Annotated in this window: 18 protein-coding genes and 1 pseudogene; 12 read left to right on the forward strand and 7 right to left on the reverse strand. The window is 75.1% G+C overall.

What is annotated here, in order from left to right:
- The 7 genes and pseudogenes from I4I82_RS35115 to I4I82_RS29730 form a co-directional block, all read left to right on the forward strand.
- Nucleotides 1-102: pseudogene (locus I4I82_RS35115) on the forward strand (hypothetical protein); the annotation flags it as partial.
- Between the two features lie 83 nt (nucleotides 103-185).
- Entirely contained in the window at nucleotides 186-719 is a 534-nt protein-coding gene (locus I4I82_RS29705; RefSeq protein WP_218592775.1) for a universal stress protein, read from the forward strand.
- Between the two features lie 229 nt (nucleotides 720-948).
- The gene (locus tag I4I82_RS29710; protein ID WP_218592776.1) at nucleotides 949-1,485 is read left to right on the forward strand and encodes a flavodoxin family protein; all 537 of its coding nucleotides are present in this window, start codon (nucleotides 949-951) and stop codon (nucleotides 1,483-1,485) included.
- Between the two features lie 86 nt (nucleotides 1,486-1,571).
- Complete coding sequence (locus I4I82_RS29715; RefSeq protein ID WP_218592777.1) at nucleotides 1,572-2,159, forward strand: hypothetical protein; 588 nt, start codon at nucleotides 1,572-1,574, stop codon at nucleotides 2,157-2,159.
- Nucleotides 2,156-2,959: a 2-oxo acid dehydrogenase subunit E2 gene (locus I4I82_RS29720; RefSeq protein ID WP_218596268.1), complete on the forward strand. Its 804-nt coding sequence runs from the start codon at nucleotides 2,156-2,158 to the stop codon at nucleotides 2,957-2,959. The genes I4I82_RS29715 and I4I82_RS29720 overlap by 4 nt, the downstream gene beginning before the upstream one ends.
- Nucleotides 2,956-4,503 carry an alpha/beta fold hydrolase gene (locus tag I4I82_RS29725; protein WP_218596269.1) on the forward strand — a complete coding sequence of 516 codons (1,548 nt, stop codon included), beginning with the start codon at nucleotides 2,956-2,958 and terminating at the stop codon, nucleotides 4,501-4,503. Before I4I82_RS29720 ends, I4I82_RS29725 begins: the two co-directional genes overlap by 4 nt.
- 35 nt (nucleotides 4,504-4,538) lie before the next feature.
- Nucleotides 4,539-5,891: a phenylacetate--CoA ligase family protein gene (locus I4I82_RS29730; RefSeq protein ID WP_218594568.1), complete on the forward strand. Its 1,353-nt coding sequence runs from the start codon at nucleotides 4,539-4,541 to the stop codon at nucleotides 5,889-5,891.
- Between the two features lie 31 nt (nucleotides 5,892-5,922).
- Here the strand turns inward: I4I82_RS29730 and I4I82_RS29735 are convergent, their stop codons facing one another.
- The 4 genes from I4I82_RS29735 to I4I82_RS29750 are packed head-to-tail and all read right to left on the reverse strand — an operon-like array spanning nucleotide 5,923 to nucleotide 9,115.
- Complete coding sequence (locus I4I82_RS29735; RefSeq protein WP_218596271.1) at nucleotides 5,923-7,305, reverse strand: wax ester/triacylglycerol synthase domain-containing protein; 1,383 nt, start codon at nucleotides 7,303-7,305, stop codon at nucleotides 5,923-5,925.
- Nucleotides 7,302-8,177: a hypothetical protein gene (locus I4I82_RS29740; RefSeq protein ID WP_218594644.1), complete on the reverse strand. Its 876-nt coding sequence runs from the start codon at nucleotides 8,175-8,177 to the stop codon at nucleotides 7,302-7,304. The genes I4I82_RS29735 and I4I82_RS29740 overlap by 4 nt, the downstream gene beginning before the upstream one ends.
- A gap of 10 nt (nucleotides 8,178-8,187) precedes the next feature.
- Nucleotides 8,188-8,637, reverse strand: coding sequence for a hypothetical protein (locus I4I82_RS29745; protein ID WP_218594645.1), 450 nt, complete (start codon nucleotides 8,635-8,637; stop codon nucleotides 8,188-8,190).
- A gap of 37 nt (nucleotides 8,638-8,674) precedes the next feature.
- Nucleotides 8,675-9,115, reverse strand: a complete 441-nt coding sequence (locus I4I82_RS29750; protein WP_218594646.1) for a hypothetical protein — start codon at nucleotides 9,113-9,115, stop codon at nucleotides 8,675-8,677.
- 232 nt (nucleotides 9,116-9,347) lie between these two features.
- On the opposite strand from I4I82_RS29750, the gene I4I82_RS29755 reads away from it, so the two are divergent.
- Nucleotides 9,348-10,907, forward strand: coding sequence for a DUF4389 domain-containing protein (locus I4I82_RS29755; RefSeq protein WP_218596272.1), 1,560 nt, complete (start codon nucleotides 9,348-9,350; stop codon nucleotides 10,905-10,907).
- 54 nt (nucleotides 10,908-10,961) lie between these two features.
- On the opposite strand, the gene I4I82_RS29760 is transcribed toward I4I82_RS29755, so the two are convergent.
- A complete protein-coding gene (locus I4I82_RS29760; protein WP_218591568.1) occupies nucleotides 10,962-11,426 on the reverse strand; it encodes a nitroreductase/quinone reductase family protein in 465 nt (154 codons plus the stop codon).
- Between the two features lie 123 nt (nucleotides 11,427-11,549).
- Here I4I82_RS29760 and I4I82_RS29765 point away from each other — a divergent pair, with 123 nt between their 5' ends.
- Complete coding sequence (locus I4I82_RS29765; protein WP_226370320.1) at nucleotides 11,550-11,900, forward strand: DUF1801 domain-containing protein; 351 nt, start codon at nucleotides 11,550-11,552, stop codon at nucleotides 11,898-11,900.
- Between the two features lie 5 nt (nucleotides 11,901-11,905).
- Here I4I82_RS29765 and gap read toward each other — a convergent pair whose 3' ends face one another.
- Nucleotides 11,906-12,922, reverse strand: a complete 1,017-nt coding sequence (gene gap, locus I4I82_RS29770; protein WP_218591570.1) for a type I glyceraldehyde-3-phosphate dehydrogenase — start codon at nucleotides 12,920-12,922, stop codon at nucleotides 11,906-11,908.
- 197 nt (nucleotides 12,923-13,119) lie between these two features.
- Between gap and I4I82_RS29775 the strand changes: the two genes are divergently transcribed.
- Nucleotides 13,120-13,344, forward strand: a complete 225-nt coding sequence (locus I4I82_RS29775) for an Hsp15 family protein (RefSeq protein WP_218591571.1) — start codon at nucleotides 13,120-13,122, stop codon at nucleotides 13,342-13,344.
- Between the two features lie 92 nt (nucleotides 13,345-13,436).
- Complete coding sequence (locus I4I82_RS29780) at nucleotides 13,437-13,829, forward strand: STAS domain-containing protein (protein ID WP_218591572.1); 393 nt, start codon at nucleotides 13,437-13,439, stop codon at nucleotides 13,827-13,829.
- Between the two features lie 326 nt (nucleotides 13,830-14,155).
- On the opposite strand, the gene I4I82_RS34575 is transcribed toward I4I82_RS29780, so the two are convergent.
- Nucleotides 14,156-14,284, reverse strand: coding sequence for a hypothetical protein (locus tag I4I82_RS34575; protein ID WP_267460578.1), 129 nt, complete (start codon nucleotides 14,282-14,284; stop codon nucleotides 14,156-14,158).
- A 544-nt stretch (nucleotides 14,285-14,828) separates the two neighbouring features.
- Between I4I82_RS34575 and I4I82_RS29785 the strand changes: the two genes are divergently transcribed.
- Nucleotides 14,829-15,248, forward strand: a complete 420-nt coding sequence (locus tag I4I82_RS29785; RefSeq protein WP_218591573.1) for a PEP-utilizing enzyme — start codon at nucleotides 14,829-14,831, stop codon at nucleotides 15,246-15,248.
- The last annotated feature ends 15 nt before the right edge of the window (nucleotides 15,249-15,263 follow it).

The following is a 15,263-nucleotide window of genomic DNA, read 5'->3' on the forward strand; positions in this document are numbered from 1 at the left end:
ATGGACGCGCAGGGTGGACATGGGGTAGGGACGATCGTCGACGGGCCGGTCGTGGTCGGCGTCGACGACACACCGCACGCGCTGCAGGCGGTGCGCTGGGCGGGGGCCGAGGCGGCCCGGCGCGGGGCGCCGCTGCGGCTGGTGGCGGTGACCGGTCTGCCGGGGGAGCACCTGCCGTGGTCGTCGTGCGCGGTCCCGAGCGGGACCGTACGCAGGGCGCGGGGCGCCCGGTCGTCGTCGGGTTCGACGCGTCACCGGCCGCGGCGGCTGCTCTCGACCTCGCGCTCGACGCCGCCGCGTCGCGCGGGGTCGGGCTGGTCGTCGTGCACACGACCCCGGAACCGGTCGTCGGACCGGACGCGGATCTCCTCGTGGCCCCGGCTGCCGCGCGTGCCGTGCTCGACGAGGTCGAGCAGCGGGTGGTCGCCGGGCAGGTGGCGGCGCGGGCCGCCGGGCGCGGCGTACCGGTCCGCACCGTGGCCGGTACCGGCCGGGCGGCCGAGGTGCTGCTCGCCGAGGCCGCTCGCGCGCAGCTGGTGGTGGTCGGGTCGCGCGGGCGTGGCGAGCTCGCCGGACTGGTGCTCGGCTCGGTGAGCACGCTCCTCGTGCACCACGCCGGCTGCCCGGTGGCGGTCGTCGGGCCTCTCGCGGCCGCTCGTGCGGGCCGGCATCCTGCCGCGAGGAGGGTGCAGGTGGCCGCCCCGGGGGCGGGGACGTGACCGTGACCGAGGGGCGGCCTGAGCGTCCACGTGCGGGGTGTCGAGTGCGCCGACGTCGACGCGGGCGATCGCACCCTCGTGCGGCCGTCCTGACCGGGACCTCGGGTCCGCGGGCGGGAGTCGGAGGTCCCGCGGGAGGGGGAGCTCCGGCCGTGCCGCACCGACGGTCCGGCGGCGCAGGATCGGATCGACGCACAGGTCAACCGCAGGTCAACCGCAGGAGGACGACATGAAGGCACTCGTGGTGGTCGAATCGGTGTTCGGAAACACCCGCAGGATCGCCGAGGCCGTGGCCGAGGGGCTGGCACCGCGTGCCGACGCCCGCGTCCTCGACGTCCAGGACGCGGCCCGCACGCCCGACCTGCTCGAAGGGGTCGACCTGCTCGTCGTCGCCGGGCCGACGCACGCCTTCGGCATGAGCCGTCCGGCCACCCGTGCCTCGGCGGCCGAGCAGGCGGGCCAGGGCGCCGTCGCCGCGGAGTTCGGCCTGCGCGAGTGGCTCGCCACGCTGGCGCCGGCGGCGCCCGGCCTGCACGCCGCCGCGTTCGACACGCGGGTCGACCGGCCGAGGCTGCCGGGGTCGGCTGCGGCGGGCGCGGCCCGGCGGCTGCGGCGTCTCGGGTTCGACGTCGTCGCACGGCCGGAGACGTTCTGGGTGAGCGGGACGCCGGGGCCGCTGCTGCCGGCGGAGGTGGAGCGGGCCCGGGTCTGGGGCCACAACCTGCTTCCACGGATCACCCTGCGCACGGCGGAGCGGACCCGGTGACCCAGCTCGCGTCCGCCGGTCACGGTGACCGGACCCGCAGCGGTGCCCACGGCCGCACGGGGTTCAGGCGGCGCTGGGTGACCCGTGTGACCGCGGGTGAGGTCCTCGGGTTCACCGCGCCCGCCGTCGTCGGGGCCGCGCTCGTGACGGCCCCGGCCGCCGTCGAGGTGTCCGCGCTCGTCGCCGCGGGACTGGTGGAGGGTGCCCTGCTGGGCGCGGCGCAGGCGTCGGTCCTGCGCCGGTCGCTGCCGGTGTTGCGCACGGGGTGGTTCGTCATGGCCACGGCGCTCGCGGCCGCCACGGCCTACGCCGTCGCGATGGTGCCCGTCGTGCTCGGCGACGACGTGGCGTCGCTCCCGGTACCGGTGCAGGTGGCCGGCGGCGCGGTGCTGGCCGCGGCGCTGCTCTCGACCATCGGCACGGCGCAGTGGCTCGTCCTGCGGCGGGCCGTGCCGGGTTCGGTGTTCTGGATCCCGGCCACCGCTGCGGCCTGGGCGGTCGGGCTCGGTGCGTTCCTCGCCGTCTCGACACCCCTGTGGCAGCCGGGACGGTCCTACGCGCTCACCGTCGCGATCGGCGTGCTCGCCGCGCTGGTGATGGCGGTGACGGTCGCCGTCCTGACCCTGCCGGCAGCACTCCGGCTCGCCGCGGCCGGGACGGAGGAGCACGGGTGACGGGACACGGGACGGGCCACCGCGTCGTACGGGTGCCGCGGGAGCGGCTGCTCGTCCTCGACATGCTCAGCCTGGCCGCCGGGCAGCGGACCGTGCACGGGCTCGTGGAGGTGGACGTCACGACCGCGCGCCGGCGGTGCGCCCGGGCGGCGGACCCGCCGACGATGACGGCGTTCCTCCTCGCCTCGCTCGGCCGGGCGGTCGCCCGGCACCCCGAGCTGAACGCGCGCCGTGCCGGGCGGCGGCTGGTGCTGTTCGACGACGTCGACGTCGCGGTCAGCGTGGAGCGCGAGCTCAGTTCGGGGCCGATGCCGCTGCCGCACGTCGTCCGGCGGGCCTCCGAGAGGTCCGCCGCCGACATCGGCGCCGAGCTCACCGAGGTGCGCAGTGCCCCGGCCAGCGGGCCCGGGGACCTGGTCGGCCGTCCGTGGGTCGCGCGGACCCCCGCGGTCCTGCGCCGGATGGGGGCGAGGGCCGCCGGCCGCGTGCCGGCGGCCGTCGCGCGCTTCGGGCCCCCGATCGGACTCAGTTCGTTGGGGATGTTCGGGGCGGGCTGGGGCATCCCCCTGTCCCCGATGACGGTGATGGTCACCGTGGGCGGCAGCAGCCGGCGCCTGGTGCCGGTCGACGGACGTGCGGAGGAGCGGGAGGTGCTGCCGGTGACCCTCAGCTTCGACCACACGGTCGTCGACGGGGCTCCCGCCGCCCGGTTCGCCGCGACCTTCCGCAGCCTGATCGAGGACGCCGCCGTGCTCGTCGAGCACGACGGGGAACACCCCGGAGCGAGGAGCAGGGCATGACCACCTCTCGGCAGCGCCACGGGACGGGCGGCGCGGTGTCGTCGACGCACGGGGACCCGCACCGCCGGAGGAGGACCCGGGGTGCGTTCGTCGCCGCCGTCGGGCTCGCCGCACTCGCCGGCCTGGTCACCGCACTGATCGTCCCGCTGGGGCCCACGACCACCCTCCAGGGGCTCGCCGTGATGCTCACGGGGCTGCTGCTCGGGCTCGTCGGCGGTCGGGCGCGGGGATCGGGGTGGGTGGTCGTACCCCTGTTCGTCGCCCACGTCGCGGCCGTGGAGGTCGGCCGCTGGGCCGTCTCGCTGCCCACGGTCGACGGGGTCCGGGTCGACTCGGTCTACGGCGTGCTGGCGTTCCTCGCAGGTCGCGGCGTGCACGGGCTGCTGCTGGTGCCGCCCATGGTGCTGGGCGCCCTCGTCGGGGCGGACCTCGCGCGGCGACGGGCCGGTGCGGCGCCGCGACGGCGGCTGCGGACCGCCGTCGCCGGTGCGCTGGTCGTGGTGCTGGCCGTCCTCGTCGCCTGGCCCGCGTCCACGCCTCCGGTGCTCGGTGCCGACGGGGAGCCGGTCCCCGGGAGCGTCGCCGCGCTGGAGACGGTGGCGCTCGGCGGCGACGACCACGCGCTGATGGTCCGTGCGGCCGATCCGGACGCCCCCGTGCTGCTGTACCTGTCCGGCGGCCCCGGCCAGTCCGACCTCGCGCTCTCGCGTGTCCTGTCGGAGCCCTGGGTCGACGACGTCGTGTTCGCCACCTACGACCAGCGTGGCAACGGCACCTCCTACGCGGCGCTGGTCCCGACCGACGAGGTCACGCTGGACCGGGTCGTCGCCGACACCGTCGAGCTCGCCGAGCAGCTGCGGGACCGCTTCGGCGAGGAGAAGATCTTCCTCATGGGCGAGTCCTGGGGGACGATCCTCGGAGTGCTCGCCGTGCAGCAGCGCCCTGACCTGTTCCACGCGTGGATCGGCAGCAGCGGTCAGATGGTCGACGTGCGGGAGACCGACCGGCGCATCTACCGCGATCTGCAGGCGCACGCGGCACGCACCGGCGACACCGCGCTCGCCGACACCCTCCGCTCCATCGGCGAGCCCCCCTACCGGGACGTGCCGTGGGGGAACGCCGCGGTGATGGGCGCCTACGGGTACCTCTACGACCCCTACACGCCGTCCGAGGGCTACCTCGCCCGGGGAGAGGCGTCGGGCCTGGACCGGTACGGCATGCTGGGCTCGGAGTACGACCTGCTCGACAAGGCAAACGTCCTGCGCGGCCTGATCGACACCTTCAGCGTCGTCTACCCGCAGATCCAGGACCTCGACCTGCGCCGCGACGTCCCACGGCTGGAGGTGCCCGTGTACGTGCTCGACGGGGCGGCGGAGCTGGACGGCCGGCGCGACCTCGCGCTGGAGTGGTTCGCCCGTCTCGAGGCCCCGGGCAAGCAGCTGGTCACCTACGAGGGCGCGGCGCACGCCGTCGCGTACGAGCAGGCCGACGCCGTCGGGCAGCTGCTGGTGCAGGACGTCCTGCCCCTGGCCGGGCCGCGGTGAGGGAGGCGACGCCGCCGGGCCCCTGGAGGCTCGCGGTGGACGTGTGGCGGGCGGGACGGTCAGGACCGGCCGGCCTGGCGCGGCGGCAGCGGGAGCGCCTCGACGCCCTCGTGGACCACGCCCGGCGCCGCTCCCGCCTCTACGGGGAGCTCTACGCGCCGCTCGGGGCGGGGTCGCCACCGCTGGACGAGCTACCGGTGGTGACCAAGGCGCAGCTGATGGCCCGGTTCGACGACTGGGTGACCGACCCGCGGGTCACGCGCCGCGGGGCGGAGGAGTTCGCGGCCGACCCGGCCCACGTCGGGCGCGAGTACCTGGGCCGCTACCTCGTCCTGACCACCTCGGGCACCACCGGGACGCCCGCACTGCTCCTGCAGGACCGGCCCGCGCTCGACGTCCTCGAAGCGCTGACCGTGGTGCGCGTCGCCCCGCGGATGATGGACCCCCGCACCCTCGCCGCGGTCGTCCGCGGTGGCGGGCGCGCCGCCGCGGTGTGGGCGACGGGCCGTCCCTACGGCGGCGTGTCCCTGCTGCAGCGGCAGATCCACCGGCGGCCGTCCCGGGCGCGGCGCCTGCGCGTGTTCTCGGCCCTCGCTCCGGTCGACGAGCTGGTGGCCGAGCTCAACGCCTTCCGGCCCGCGATGCTCAGTGGCTACGCGACCGTGCTGGCGATCCTGGCCCGCGAGCAGCACGAGGGCCGCCTCGCGATCCGGCCGGCGCTGATCAACAACGGAGGCGAGGCTCTCACCCCGGAGGCGCGTCAGCTGGTCGAGTCGGCGTTCGGGGCCCGGGTCTCCAACGGGTACGGCGCGTCGGAGATGATCATGATCGCCTACGACTGCGGGCACGGGAGCATGCACCTGCACGCGGACTGGGCGGTCCTCGAACCCGTCGACGCCGACCGGCGTCCCGTCGCGCCGGGGGAGCCGTCGGCCACGGTGCTCCTCACCGTCCTGGCGAACCGGGTGCAGCCGGTCATCCGCTACGACCTCGGCGACTCGGTCGTCCTGCGGCCCGACCCCTGCCCGTGCGGCAGCGGGTTGCCCGCGATCGACGTCGTCGGGCGGACCAACGACGTGCTGCACCTCGCGGCCGTCGGCGGGCGTGACGTCGCTCTGGCGCCGCTGCCGCTGGTCACGCTCGTGGAGGCCGTGCCGGGGGTCCGGTCGGTGCAGCTCGTGCAGACCTCCCCGGAGTCGATCGAGGTGCGCCTCGACGTCCTGCCCGGTGCCGACCGGGCGCGGGTCGAGCACCGCGTGCACCAACGGCTCCACGAGCACCTCGTCCGGCACGGGCTGGCCGGGGTGCGCACCACCGACGGCGCGACCGGCCCTGAGCGCGACCCCCGCAGCGCCAAGCTCCGGCAGGTCCTGGTCGCGCCGGGGTGATCAGGCGCCGGGGTATCAGGCGCCGGGGTGATCAGGCGGAGCCCGTCCGGCGGACGAGGTTCGCGACGTCCCGCTCGATCCCGCGCACGAGGACCTCGACGTCGGTGACGCGGGAGTCGACGTTCGCACTGACCGACAGGGTGCCCGCGTAGGACAGGGCGGCGATGCCGATCGGCACGTCGGCGGTGAGCGGGGCCACCGGGACGGCCCGCAGCAGCGGGGCACCGGCCAGCCACAGCGGTCGGGACGGGCCGGGCACGTCGGTGACGAAGAGGTTGATGTGCCTGCGTGCGGCGCGGCGCATCCAGCGGACCGTGAGCCGGGCCAGCGGGCCGGGCAGGCGCAGGACGTCGAAGACGTCGCCGCCGCCGGTGCGCAGCCGGGCCTTCATCCGGGCGGTGGCGGTCGAGATCAGGGCGAGTCGGCGCAGCGGATCGGGCTCGCCGACGGGGAGCCCGACCAGCAGCATTCCCGCCTGCTGCCCGGGCAGCTCCCCCACCGGGAACGACGCGCGCAGGACCAGGCCGGTGACGTCGTCGCCGCGGGACTGCAGCAGATCGCGCAGGCCGGCGGTGACGGCGGCGAGGAGCAGGTCGTTGACCGTGGCGCCGTGGGCGTGGGCTGCGGCGCGCAGGTCGTCGAGATCGAACTCGGCCGCAGCGAGGCGCCGGCCCGGGCCGACCCGGCGGGGCAGCGAGGTCGGCGGCGCGGTGGACCGCAGGTCGTCGGCGGCGTCGCGGGTCTGCCGCGCCGCACGGCGGAGGGCCCCGGGCAGGTGCGGGAGGCCCCGGGCGGCTACGGCGAGGGCGGCGCCCAGTGTCCGCAGGTGATCGGCGACCAGGGCCCGGTGTGCGGGCGGGGGAGACGGCGGGGCGGCAGCAGGGTCCGGCGGGGCCGTGTCAGGAGCGGGGTCGAGCAGCGCCGCGGCGATGGCCACGCCGGCGAGCCCGTCGGCGAGGGCGTGGTGCACGACGAGAACCAGACCGAACCGCGATCCGGGCAGGCCCTCGACGATCTCCGCCCGCCACAGCGGCCGCGTCCGGTCGAGGGGGCGGACCACCCGGTCCGCGCACCACCGGACGAGGTCGTCGCCCTCGGGCAGCCTGCCGCAGGTGATGTGGCAGGAGGGGTCGGGGTCGGCGTCGGGCACCCACACGGGTGGGCCCTCGCCGTGCCGGGTCCAGAGGACCCGCCGGGTCAGCGCGGGGACGCGCCGGGCGCGCCGGGCGAGCTCGCGGCGAATCCGGCCCGTGTCCAGCCCCCCGTCGGGATCGAGGAACGGCCGGGCGTCGAACTCCCCGACGAGGGCGATCTGCGACGGCATGCCCGGACTCTCGGCCCACAGGTTCGCCATGTCGGCGCGCCGGAGCCGGTCGATGCGGCCGCCCCGCCACGCTGCGGCACGGCGGTTCACCGCCACACCGTCGGACGGAGCCACCCGGCTTCCGGGGTTCCGGTCCGCCTGCTCGCCGCGCCCAGCACCACGGCGCTCACGACGACGAGGACCGCTCCCGCGAGCAGGTCCGGGGTGAGGGCGAAGGCCTGCCCGGCGAGCGGGAGCGCCGCGGAGCCCACCCACAGCACGGTGAACAGGGTGATCACCTTGACCAGCACCACCGCGGCGATCGCCGGCGCCACGGGGTGTCGTCGGAGCAGCGCCACCCCGGTGGCCACGACCGCGGGCAGCGCGACGACCAGGTCCAGCACGTAGGGCGCGAACGCGATCCCGCCGGGCCCGGTGTTGCGCGGCGCTCCGGTCCCCGCCAGCAGCGGCAGCAGGTCGGCGACCCACAGCGCGGTGAAGGCGGCGCCGACCGCGACGAGGAACCAGCCGACGGCGCGGGTGCGGCGCAGGCCGGTGAAAGCGGGGGCCACACGCCCGACATCGATCCGGACGAGGCCGTCGAGCAGCGCCGCGGTCGCGATCGTCACCACTGCGCAGTAGAGCAGGAACGCCCGGTTCTGCGGCCACCCGACGAGGTAGATCGCGTAGCTGTAGGCGAGGTAGGCCAGCAACCCGAGCAGGAGCAGGTGCGCGCGCAGGGAGCCGGAGCTGCTGCGGTGCGCCGCGGTGAGCAGCAGTGGCAGGAGGGCGAGGGTCAGCACGTCCTGCGCTCTCGATCCCACCGCCAGCTGCGCCGAGGCTCCGGTGTAGGCGTCGACGGCCAGCAGGCCGTAGGCGCAGGCCGGGACGAGGAGCGCCGCCAGTGCCCAGCCCGCGAGCACCGGCCGGCGCGCCCGCGGGGCCGGGGCCCGCTGCGCGAGGGTCGTCGACGGATCGATCACGACGTGCACCTCACCGGTCGCGCCGGGTCTGCAGAGCACGGACCAGCGCGGGCATGACGAGCGTGGCGACGGGGACGAGCACCCACACCCGCCCGCGGGTGACGTCGTAGTCGGCCAGCAGCGCCTCCCACGGCATGTGCTGGACGTAGTGGCCGAACCCGAACTCGAACCCGAGGGTGAGCAGCGCCCAGGCACCGCCGACGGCGAAGGCCGTCGCCCGGTCGGGGAGGGGCGCGCGGCGGTGCAGGAGCCAGACGTAGCCGCCGAGCAGCGCGATCAGCGAGGCGGTGGCGATCTGCCGGGCCGCGGTCTCCCCGACGACGGGCTGGTACCCCACCGCCCGGGCGGTGCCGTTGGCGAAGGCCAGCGCCAGCATGCCGAGCCAGGCCGGGCCCCACACGCGCCACGCGCGCCCGCGGCCGATCTCGCGCACCTGGCGGTGCCGCACCGAGTACGCCATCGTCCACTCCTCCTGTTCGTCCCTGTTCTTCTGTTCGTCACTGCGCGGTGGGGACCAGCGGCCGGTGCCGGGCCCCCCAGAGCGCGAGCGCCAGCACGGCGAGACCGGCGCCGATCATCACCGGCTGCAGCACGAAGTAGCGCTGCATGACCGCCAGCTGGACGGCGATCCACCCGACCTGCGCCGCGCCGGCCACGACGGATGCGGCAGCCGCCCACGGCGAGCGGCGCAGCTCCAGCGCCGCCGCCGTGCCCATCGGCGCCGCGACGACGGCCAGCAGGAACACCCCGGGCAGCACCCAGGAGGTGAACGGGGTGCCCGCGAGCCAGTCCTGCGTCATACCGATGGCGTTGTCCGCCACCAGGTCCCACATCAGGCCGACGCCCCCGTACAACGCGGCCACGGCGACGAGCAGCTCCATCACGATCGTCGGCCACTGCCGACGCGCCCCAGCGGCACGCGTCACGGTCCCGGTCATTCCCGACCACCTCCCACCGCGTCCATCGTCGTGCGCGCGACAGTGTGGCGTGCAGGGTCGGAGGTCCCCTCTCGGACGCGCGGACGACCCGGAGGAGCACGCCACGTCGGGACCTCCGCCCGCCCATCGGTCGACGAAGGGCCGTGTCGCGGCCACGCCTGCGCCGCCAGGCTCGACGGACCGACCCGCACGGGCGACCGTCCCGATCATGGTCGGAGGAGGAGGTCACGTCATGGCCGCTACCGGCCCGTCGTACCCGGTCCGCGTGGACGCGGCGGCGCAGCCGTCCGCCTCGCGCGGGCTGTGGCTGGTCAAGTGGGTGCTGCTGGTACCGCACTACGTGGTGCTCGCGTTCCTGTGGATCGCGTTCGTCGTGGTCGGCCTGATCGCGTTCGTCGCGATCCTGGCCACCGGGCGCTATCCACGGCCGCTGTTCGAGTTCGCCGTCGGTGTGCTCCGCTGGACGTGGCGCGTGCACTACTACGGCTACGGAGCCCTGGCAACCGACCGGTACCCGCCGTTCACCCTGGCCGAGGTCCCGGACTATCCCGCGCACCTGGACGTGCCCTACCCCGAGCGGCTCTCGCGCGGGTTGGTGCTGGTCAAGTGGTGGCTCCTGGCCCTCCCGCACTACCTGGTCGTGGCGATCTTCGTCGGCGGCGGGATCTGGCTCGGCACCACCGGACCGGACCGCGACGGCGTGTGGGACACGAGCTGGGGCGCGGGCGGGCTCGTCGGGCTGCTGGTGCTGATCGCCGGTGTCGTCCTGCTGTTCACCGGGCGCTACCCGCAGGGCCTCTACGACGCGGTGCTCGGCATGGACCGCTGGGCGCTGCGCGTCGCGGCCTACGCGGCGCTGCTGACCGATGAGTACCCGCCGTTCCGGCTCGACGTCGGGGGCGTGGACCCCGGCTCGGCCCCTCCTGCGTCCGGCGGCCCGGCTGCCGCCCCGTCGCCCCCCACCCCGTCGCCCGCCACCCCGTCGGTCGCCCTGCACCCGGCCGCCACGGGGGCCGTGCCGCCGCCTCGGCCGGCGCCGTGGTCGGGAGGCCGGGTCGTCTCGCTGGTGGTCGGTTCCGTGCTGCTCTTCGGCGCGGCCGGTTCGCTGGTCAGCGCCGGCAGCCTGCTGTGGCTCGACCAGACGCGCCGCGACGGCGACTACCTGATGACGCCGGCCGCCGGGATCGGCACGAACGGCCACGCGGTGGTCAGCGAGTCGTTCCGGCTGGAGGGCGAGGGCCTCGACTGGGCCGTCGACGAGGTCGTCGGCGACGCCCGCTTCGAGGTCGCGCCGGTCCCGGCGGACGAGGAGTTGTTCGTCGGTGTCGCCCGCAGCGCCGACGTCGACGCGTACCTGCGGGGCGTGGGTCACGCGGAGCTGCGCGACCTGCAGGTCGCCTACGACAGCGGGTGGCGCGACCGGTTCGTGACGACCGAGCGCACCGGCGGTGCTCCGCTGCAGCCGCCGGCCGAGGCCGGCATCTGGAGCGCCTCCACCAGCGGCGCCGGGGTCCAGGAGCTGACGTGGCGGCCGGCTGACGGCGACTGGACGGTCGTCGTGATGCGGGCGGACGGCACGGCCGGGGTGGCCGCGGACGTGCGGGCGGGCGTCACCGCACCCGGCCTGGGTTGGCTGGTCGCCGCACTCTTCACGACGGGCGTCGTGCTGCTGGCGCTGGGCGGCCTCCTCGTCGGACTGGCGGTGCCGCAGTTGGAGGACCGGCAGCCCGTGACGCCCCGCCCGGGCACGCGACCGGAGGACGTCGGGGCCGAGCCCCACGCCGTCCGCTGAGCGGTACGGGAGGTCCGGGGCGGTTCCCCAGGGGAACCGCCCGGACCGCTGTCGTCACGGTGGCGCGGGTCCGTCCACGGGCACCAGGCGCACCAGCGGGAGCACCCGGTCGGTGCGCTGCCGGTAGCGGGAGTAGTCCGGTGCCTGCCGCAGCACCTGCGTCCAGAACCCTTCCGCCTCGTCGGGCGCGAGCTGCACCGCCCGCACCCGCAGCGTCCGCCCGTCCACCTCCGCCCGGGCCTCGCCCGCCGCACGGAGGTTGAGGTACCAGGCCGGATGGGTGGGCAGCCCGCTGTTGGCCGCCACGACGACCAGGTCCGCACCGTCCGGGAAGTACTGAAGGACGACCGTTCGGGGCCGCCCCGACCTGCGGCCGCGGACGGTGAGCACGAGGGCCCGCCGCCGCCACAGCCGGACGATCCGCCCCCTCGTCCGCCGCAGGAGCCACGCGCCGACGCGCACCGAGCGCCTGTCGATCGCGTGCTCCACGCGGGTGCGCAGACCGATCCGTTCGTTCATCCCGCCTCCTCCGATCCGTGTCCGTCGTGCACCGGGACTGGCCGTGCGTGCCGTCCTGCCCGAGGATGCCCGGATGACCCCGGAGGACTACCTGGCCGCTGTGACGAGGTGCGGCGCCCGGACGTGGCCGCGCTCGACGCGCTGATCCGCGAGACTGCGCCGGACCTGGAGTGCGTGACGACGCGCGGGATGCTGGGGTACGGCCCCTTCCGGTACCGGTACGCGTCAGGCCGCACGGGGGAGGCGACCGTGCTCGCGGTCGCGGCGCAGAAGCGGTACATCTCGCTGTACGTGCTCTGCGTCAGCGACGGCCGGTACCTCGCCGAGCGCTACGTCGACAGACTGCCCGGTGCGTCGATCGGCCGGTCGTGCATCCGTTTCACGCGGCTCGCCGACGTCGATACGGCGGTGCTGCGAGACCTGGTCGCCGAGGCGGCGGGACGAGGCCCCGAGGACGCCGCCGGATCCGGGTGATCCCGTCAGCGGGCCGGCATCGTCCGGGCGACCATGTCGAGCAGGTCGAGCGTGCGCTGCGCGTAACCCCACTCGTTGTCGTACCAGCCGAAGACCTTGGCCGTGCTCCCCACCGTGCGGGTCAGCCCGAGGTCGATCACGCAGGACGACGCCTCGCCGATCACGTCGTGGGACACGATCGGCTCGTCGGTGCAGCGCAGGATCCCCTTGAGCACGCCGTCGGCCGCGGTGAGGAACGCCCGGTTGACCTGTCCGACGGTCACCTCACGAGCGAGCCGGACCGTCAGGTCGACGATCGAGGCGTCGACGACCGGAACCCGCAGGGCGACCGCGTCGAGCCGGCCCGCCAGCTCGGGGATCACCTCACCCACGGCCCGTGCGGCGCCGGTGCCGGTCGGGATGATGTTGACGGCGGCGGAGCGGGCGCGGCGCAGGTCGGCGTGCTGCCCGTCGAGCAGGTTCTGGTCGCCGGTGTAGCTGTGCACGGTGGTCAGCAGCCCCTCCTCGATGCCGAAGCTGCCGTGCAGCACCTGCGCCATCGGGGCGGCGCAGTTCGTCGTGCACGAGGCGTTCGACACGAGATGGTGGGCGGTGGCGTCGTAGACGTCCTGGTTGACGCCCATCACGATGGTCGTGTCGAGGTCGTGCCCCGGTGCGGTGACGATCACCTTGCGCGCCCCGGCCGCCAGGTGCGCGGTCACGTCGGCACGGCCGCGGAACCGCCCGGTGGCCTCCACGACGACGTCGACGCCGAGCGCGTCCCAGTCCAGCCGGGTGGGATCGGACTCCTGCGTTGTCCGGATCGCGTGGTCGTCCACGGCGATGAAGTCGTCCGAGAGTTCGAGGCGGTGCGGCCACGTACCGTAGGTGGAGTCGTGGCGCAGCAGATGCGCCGTCGTCGCCGCCGGAGCGACGTCGTTGACGGCGACGATCTCGAACGCCGGATCGTGCCGGTCGACCGAGGCGCGCAGCACGTCCCGGCCGATGCGGCCCATCCCGTTGATGCCCACCCGGACTCGCATCGGTCCCACCTCGCTGATCGGGGATCACCTGGTGCGCACGATCCTGCGCCGGGCCGTCCGGTGCGGACCACGGTCGGACGGGCGCGCGTCGACAGGTCGCTCGACGACCGCGAGCAGGTCCTTCGACCTCTGACGAGGTGCGGAGGCCGCTGCGAGAGTGTGCGCGGTAACAGCCCTGCACACCGAGGTGGAACCTGATGACAACGTCACGCAGCAACACGGCCGTCGCGCACCGGACCGTGCTGGACCGGCTCGTCCGGTCCGGGATCGCCGAGGACCGCGCGGTGGAGCACATCCGGGGAGGCTGGGTCCTCGTCGACGGGAAGAAGGTCACGGACCCGGCGGAGCCGGCCGACGTGCCGGCGAAGGTCGAGCTCCGGGCGATCCCTCGCCGTTCCGACGACGGTGAACGCGCAGCATGACAGCACCCTCTGTCTGAGGATGTGCCGCTCGCGGGCGGCGGGTACGGGCCGGAACCGGTCGGCCGGCCGGCCGGCCGGTGAGCGAGCAGTGGATGACCGTCGTCGTCCAGGACCACGACGCAACGACCGTGGTGACGCTGGTGGGCGCCGTCGACGCGCTGACCGCGCCGCGGCTGCGCGAGGCGCTGCGCCACGCGGTCGACGCGCTGGACGGTCGCGTGCTGGTCGTCGACCTCACGGCGGTGCAGTTCCTCGGTCCACCGGGGCTGCGCGCCCTGGCCGACAGCGCCCGCGAGGCGTCGACCACCACGGGCTGCGGCCACTGCGCACCATCGTGGACCACAACCGTGCGGTCATCCGGCCGATCGAGATCGTCGGGCTCGACGGGGCCCTGGTCCTCCACCAGGACAGGGAAGCAGCTCTGCGCGGCTATGGATGACCGACCACGAGACGACCCGGGAATCGGGCTCCGAGGATCGAGGTGATCAGGCTCCATGGCCCCGCCCTTCGACCGGGAGGAGCAGGCCGCCGGCCGCCGCGGTCCCGAAACCAGCGGCTTCGGCGCGCGCGGTGAAGCCGCGCTGGACCTGGAGCTGCGTGCGGACATCGTGTCGGCGTCGGTCCGGAGACCTACGACCATCCGGGTGCCGTACGCGTCCGAGCGCGGACCGTGCCCGGTAGACCCGGCTTCCGCCACCTCGAACTCGTCGTCTCCGACGACGGCCGATGGCGTGGACCAGAGGCCGGATGCAGCCCGGACACGGCCTGCATCATCCGATGAGCCGACCCCCGCCGTGCACCCGCCCGCCGCTCAGCGGGCCGGGACGATGTCGCGCGGCGGGCCGGCCGGCGTTGTCGCGGTCAGGCGGTGAGCCCACCGGGACACCTCGGCGGGGGCGGCCACGACCCGCTCGACCCCGAGCTGCTTGGCGTTGGTCATGCCGCCTCCCTCCGACGCGATGACGAGAACCCCTGCCGGCAGGGGCTCCCGCGAACCGCACCGGAGGATCCGGGCCCCGGCCGCCACGTCAATCGGGTGAACGGTCCAACGGGCCGGGTGGGAGTGACGCGTCGCCGGCGGAGCGGTCGGCGAGGACACGCTGCCGTCCGCCGAGCGACACGAGCACCGGCGCAACACCGCCGCCGCCACGGCCGAGAATCCCGTCGGCCGCACAGCGGGGCCTGCCGGTGGTGCTCCCGGCCGAGGGGCCGGGGGCGCGCCGGTCCCGCTCGGCGTATTGCGTGGCGGTGCGACCACCGCCCAACCTGTGGTGTGCTCCCACCCGGCCCCGCGGTCCTGACCAAGCCGGTGCACCGGCTCTGTCTCGGCCGGACAACGGGACCGCGTTCTCCTATCTCGCCGGCCCATCGGCCGAGAACGTGACGCGGGGCACTGTGACGACGGCAACCCCGCACCCGGATCCCGTGTCCGGGCCCGTCGGAGCAGGTCGACATCGACGCACCACGTTCAAGGAGGAACCGGTATGGCCGACGTTCTGGCCGAGGGCTACAACGTCTTCGACACGTCCAAGTCCCCCAGCGGGACGGTGAAGTACCTGTCCTCGCCCGCCGACGTCATCAGCCTCATCCAGTCCGGCAAGCTGCAGGAGCACATCCTGCTGGTCCGCGGCGGGACCACGACGTTCCTCGCCCCGGCGCTGAGCATGGGCGCCATCGGTGTGATCACGATGTCGGGTGCGCCGGAGTCGCACCTGGGGATCCTGTCCCGCGAGTTCCAGACGCCGTGCGTGATGACCGCGCACCTGACGAGCAGCGACTCCCGCTACGTCGTCGGCGCCACGGACGAGGCGCACTTCGTGGAGATCGCGCAGGGGCTCGACGGCAAGCGGGTGCGGCTCGACTGCACCGACGACGAGGTCGGCCGCATCGTGGCCGACGACTGACCCGCGCCGAGCACC

Origin of the sequence: Pseudonocardia oceani, assembly GCF_019263585.2 — a bacterium.
GTDB classification, from domain to species: Bacteria; Actinomycetota; Actinomycetes; order Mycobacteriales; family Pseudonocardiaceae; genus Pseudonocardia; species Pseudonocardia oceani.

Excerpts from the sequence above, each read along its gene's own strand:
- I4I82_RS29710 (WP_218592776.1), top strand. The coding sequence starts at position 949 with ATGAAGGCACTCGTGGTGGTCGAATCGGTGTTCGGAAACACCCGCAGG.
- I4I82_RS29725 (WP_218596269.1), top strand. The coding sequence starts at position 2,956 with ATGACCACCTCTCGGCAGCGCCACGGGACGGGCGGCGCGGTGTCGTCG.
- I4I82_RS29745 (WP_218594645.1), bottom strand. The coding sequence starts at position 8,637 with ATGGCGTACTCGGTGCGGCACCGCCAGGTGCGCGAGATCGGCCGCGGG.
- I4I82_RS29750 (WP_218594646.1), bottom strand. The coding sequence starts at position 9,115 with ATGACCGGGACCGTGACGCGTGCCGCTGGGGCGCGTCGGCAGTGGCCG.
- I4I82_RS29755 (WP_218596272.1), top strand. The coding sequence starts at position 9,348 with ATGGCCGCTACCGGCCCGTCGTACCCGGTCCGCGTGGACGCGGCGGCG.
- I4I82_RS29760 (WP_218591568.1), bottom strand. The coding sequence starts at position 11,426 with ATGAACGAACGGATCGGTCTGCGCACCCGCGTGGAGCACGCGATCGAC.
- gap (WP_218591570.1), bottom strand. The coding sequence starts at position 12,922 with ATGCGAGTCCGGGTGGGCATCAACGGGATGGGCCGCATCGGCCGGGAC.
- I4I82_RS29775 (WP_218591571.1), top strand. The coding sequence starts at position 13,120 with ATGACAACGTCACGCAGCAACACGGCCGTCGCGCACCGGACCGTGCTG.
- I4I82_RS29780 (WP_218591572.1), top strand. The coding sequence starts at position 13,437 with ATGACCGTCGTCGTCCAGGACCACGACGCAACGACCGTGGTGACGCTG.
- I4I82_RS34575 (WP_267460578.1), bottom strand. The coding sequence starts at position 14,284 with ATGACCAACGCCAAGCAGCTCGGGGTCGAGCGGGTCGTGGCCGCCCCC.
- I4I82_RS29785 (WP_218591573.1), top strand. The coding sequence starts at position 14,829 with ATGGCCGACGTTCTGGCCGAGGGCTACAACGTCTTCGACACGTCCAAG.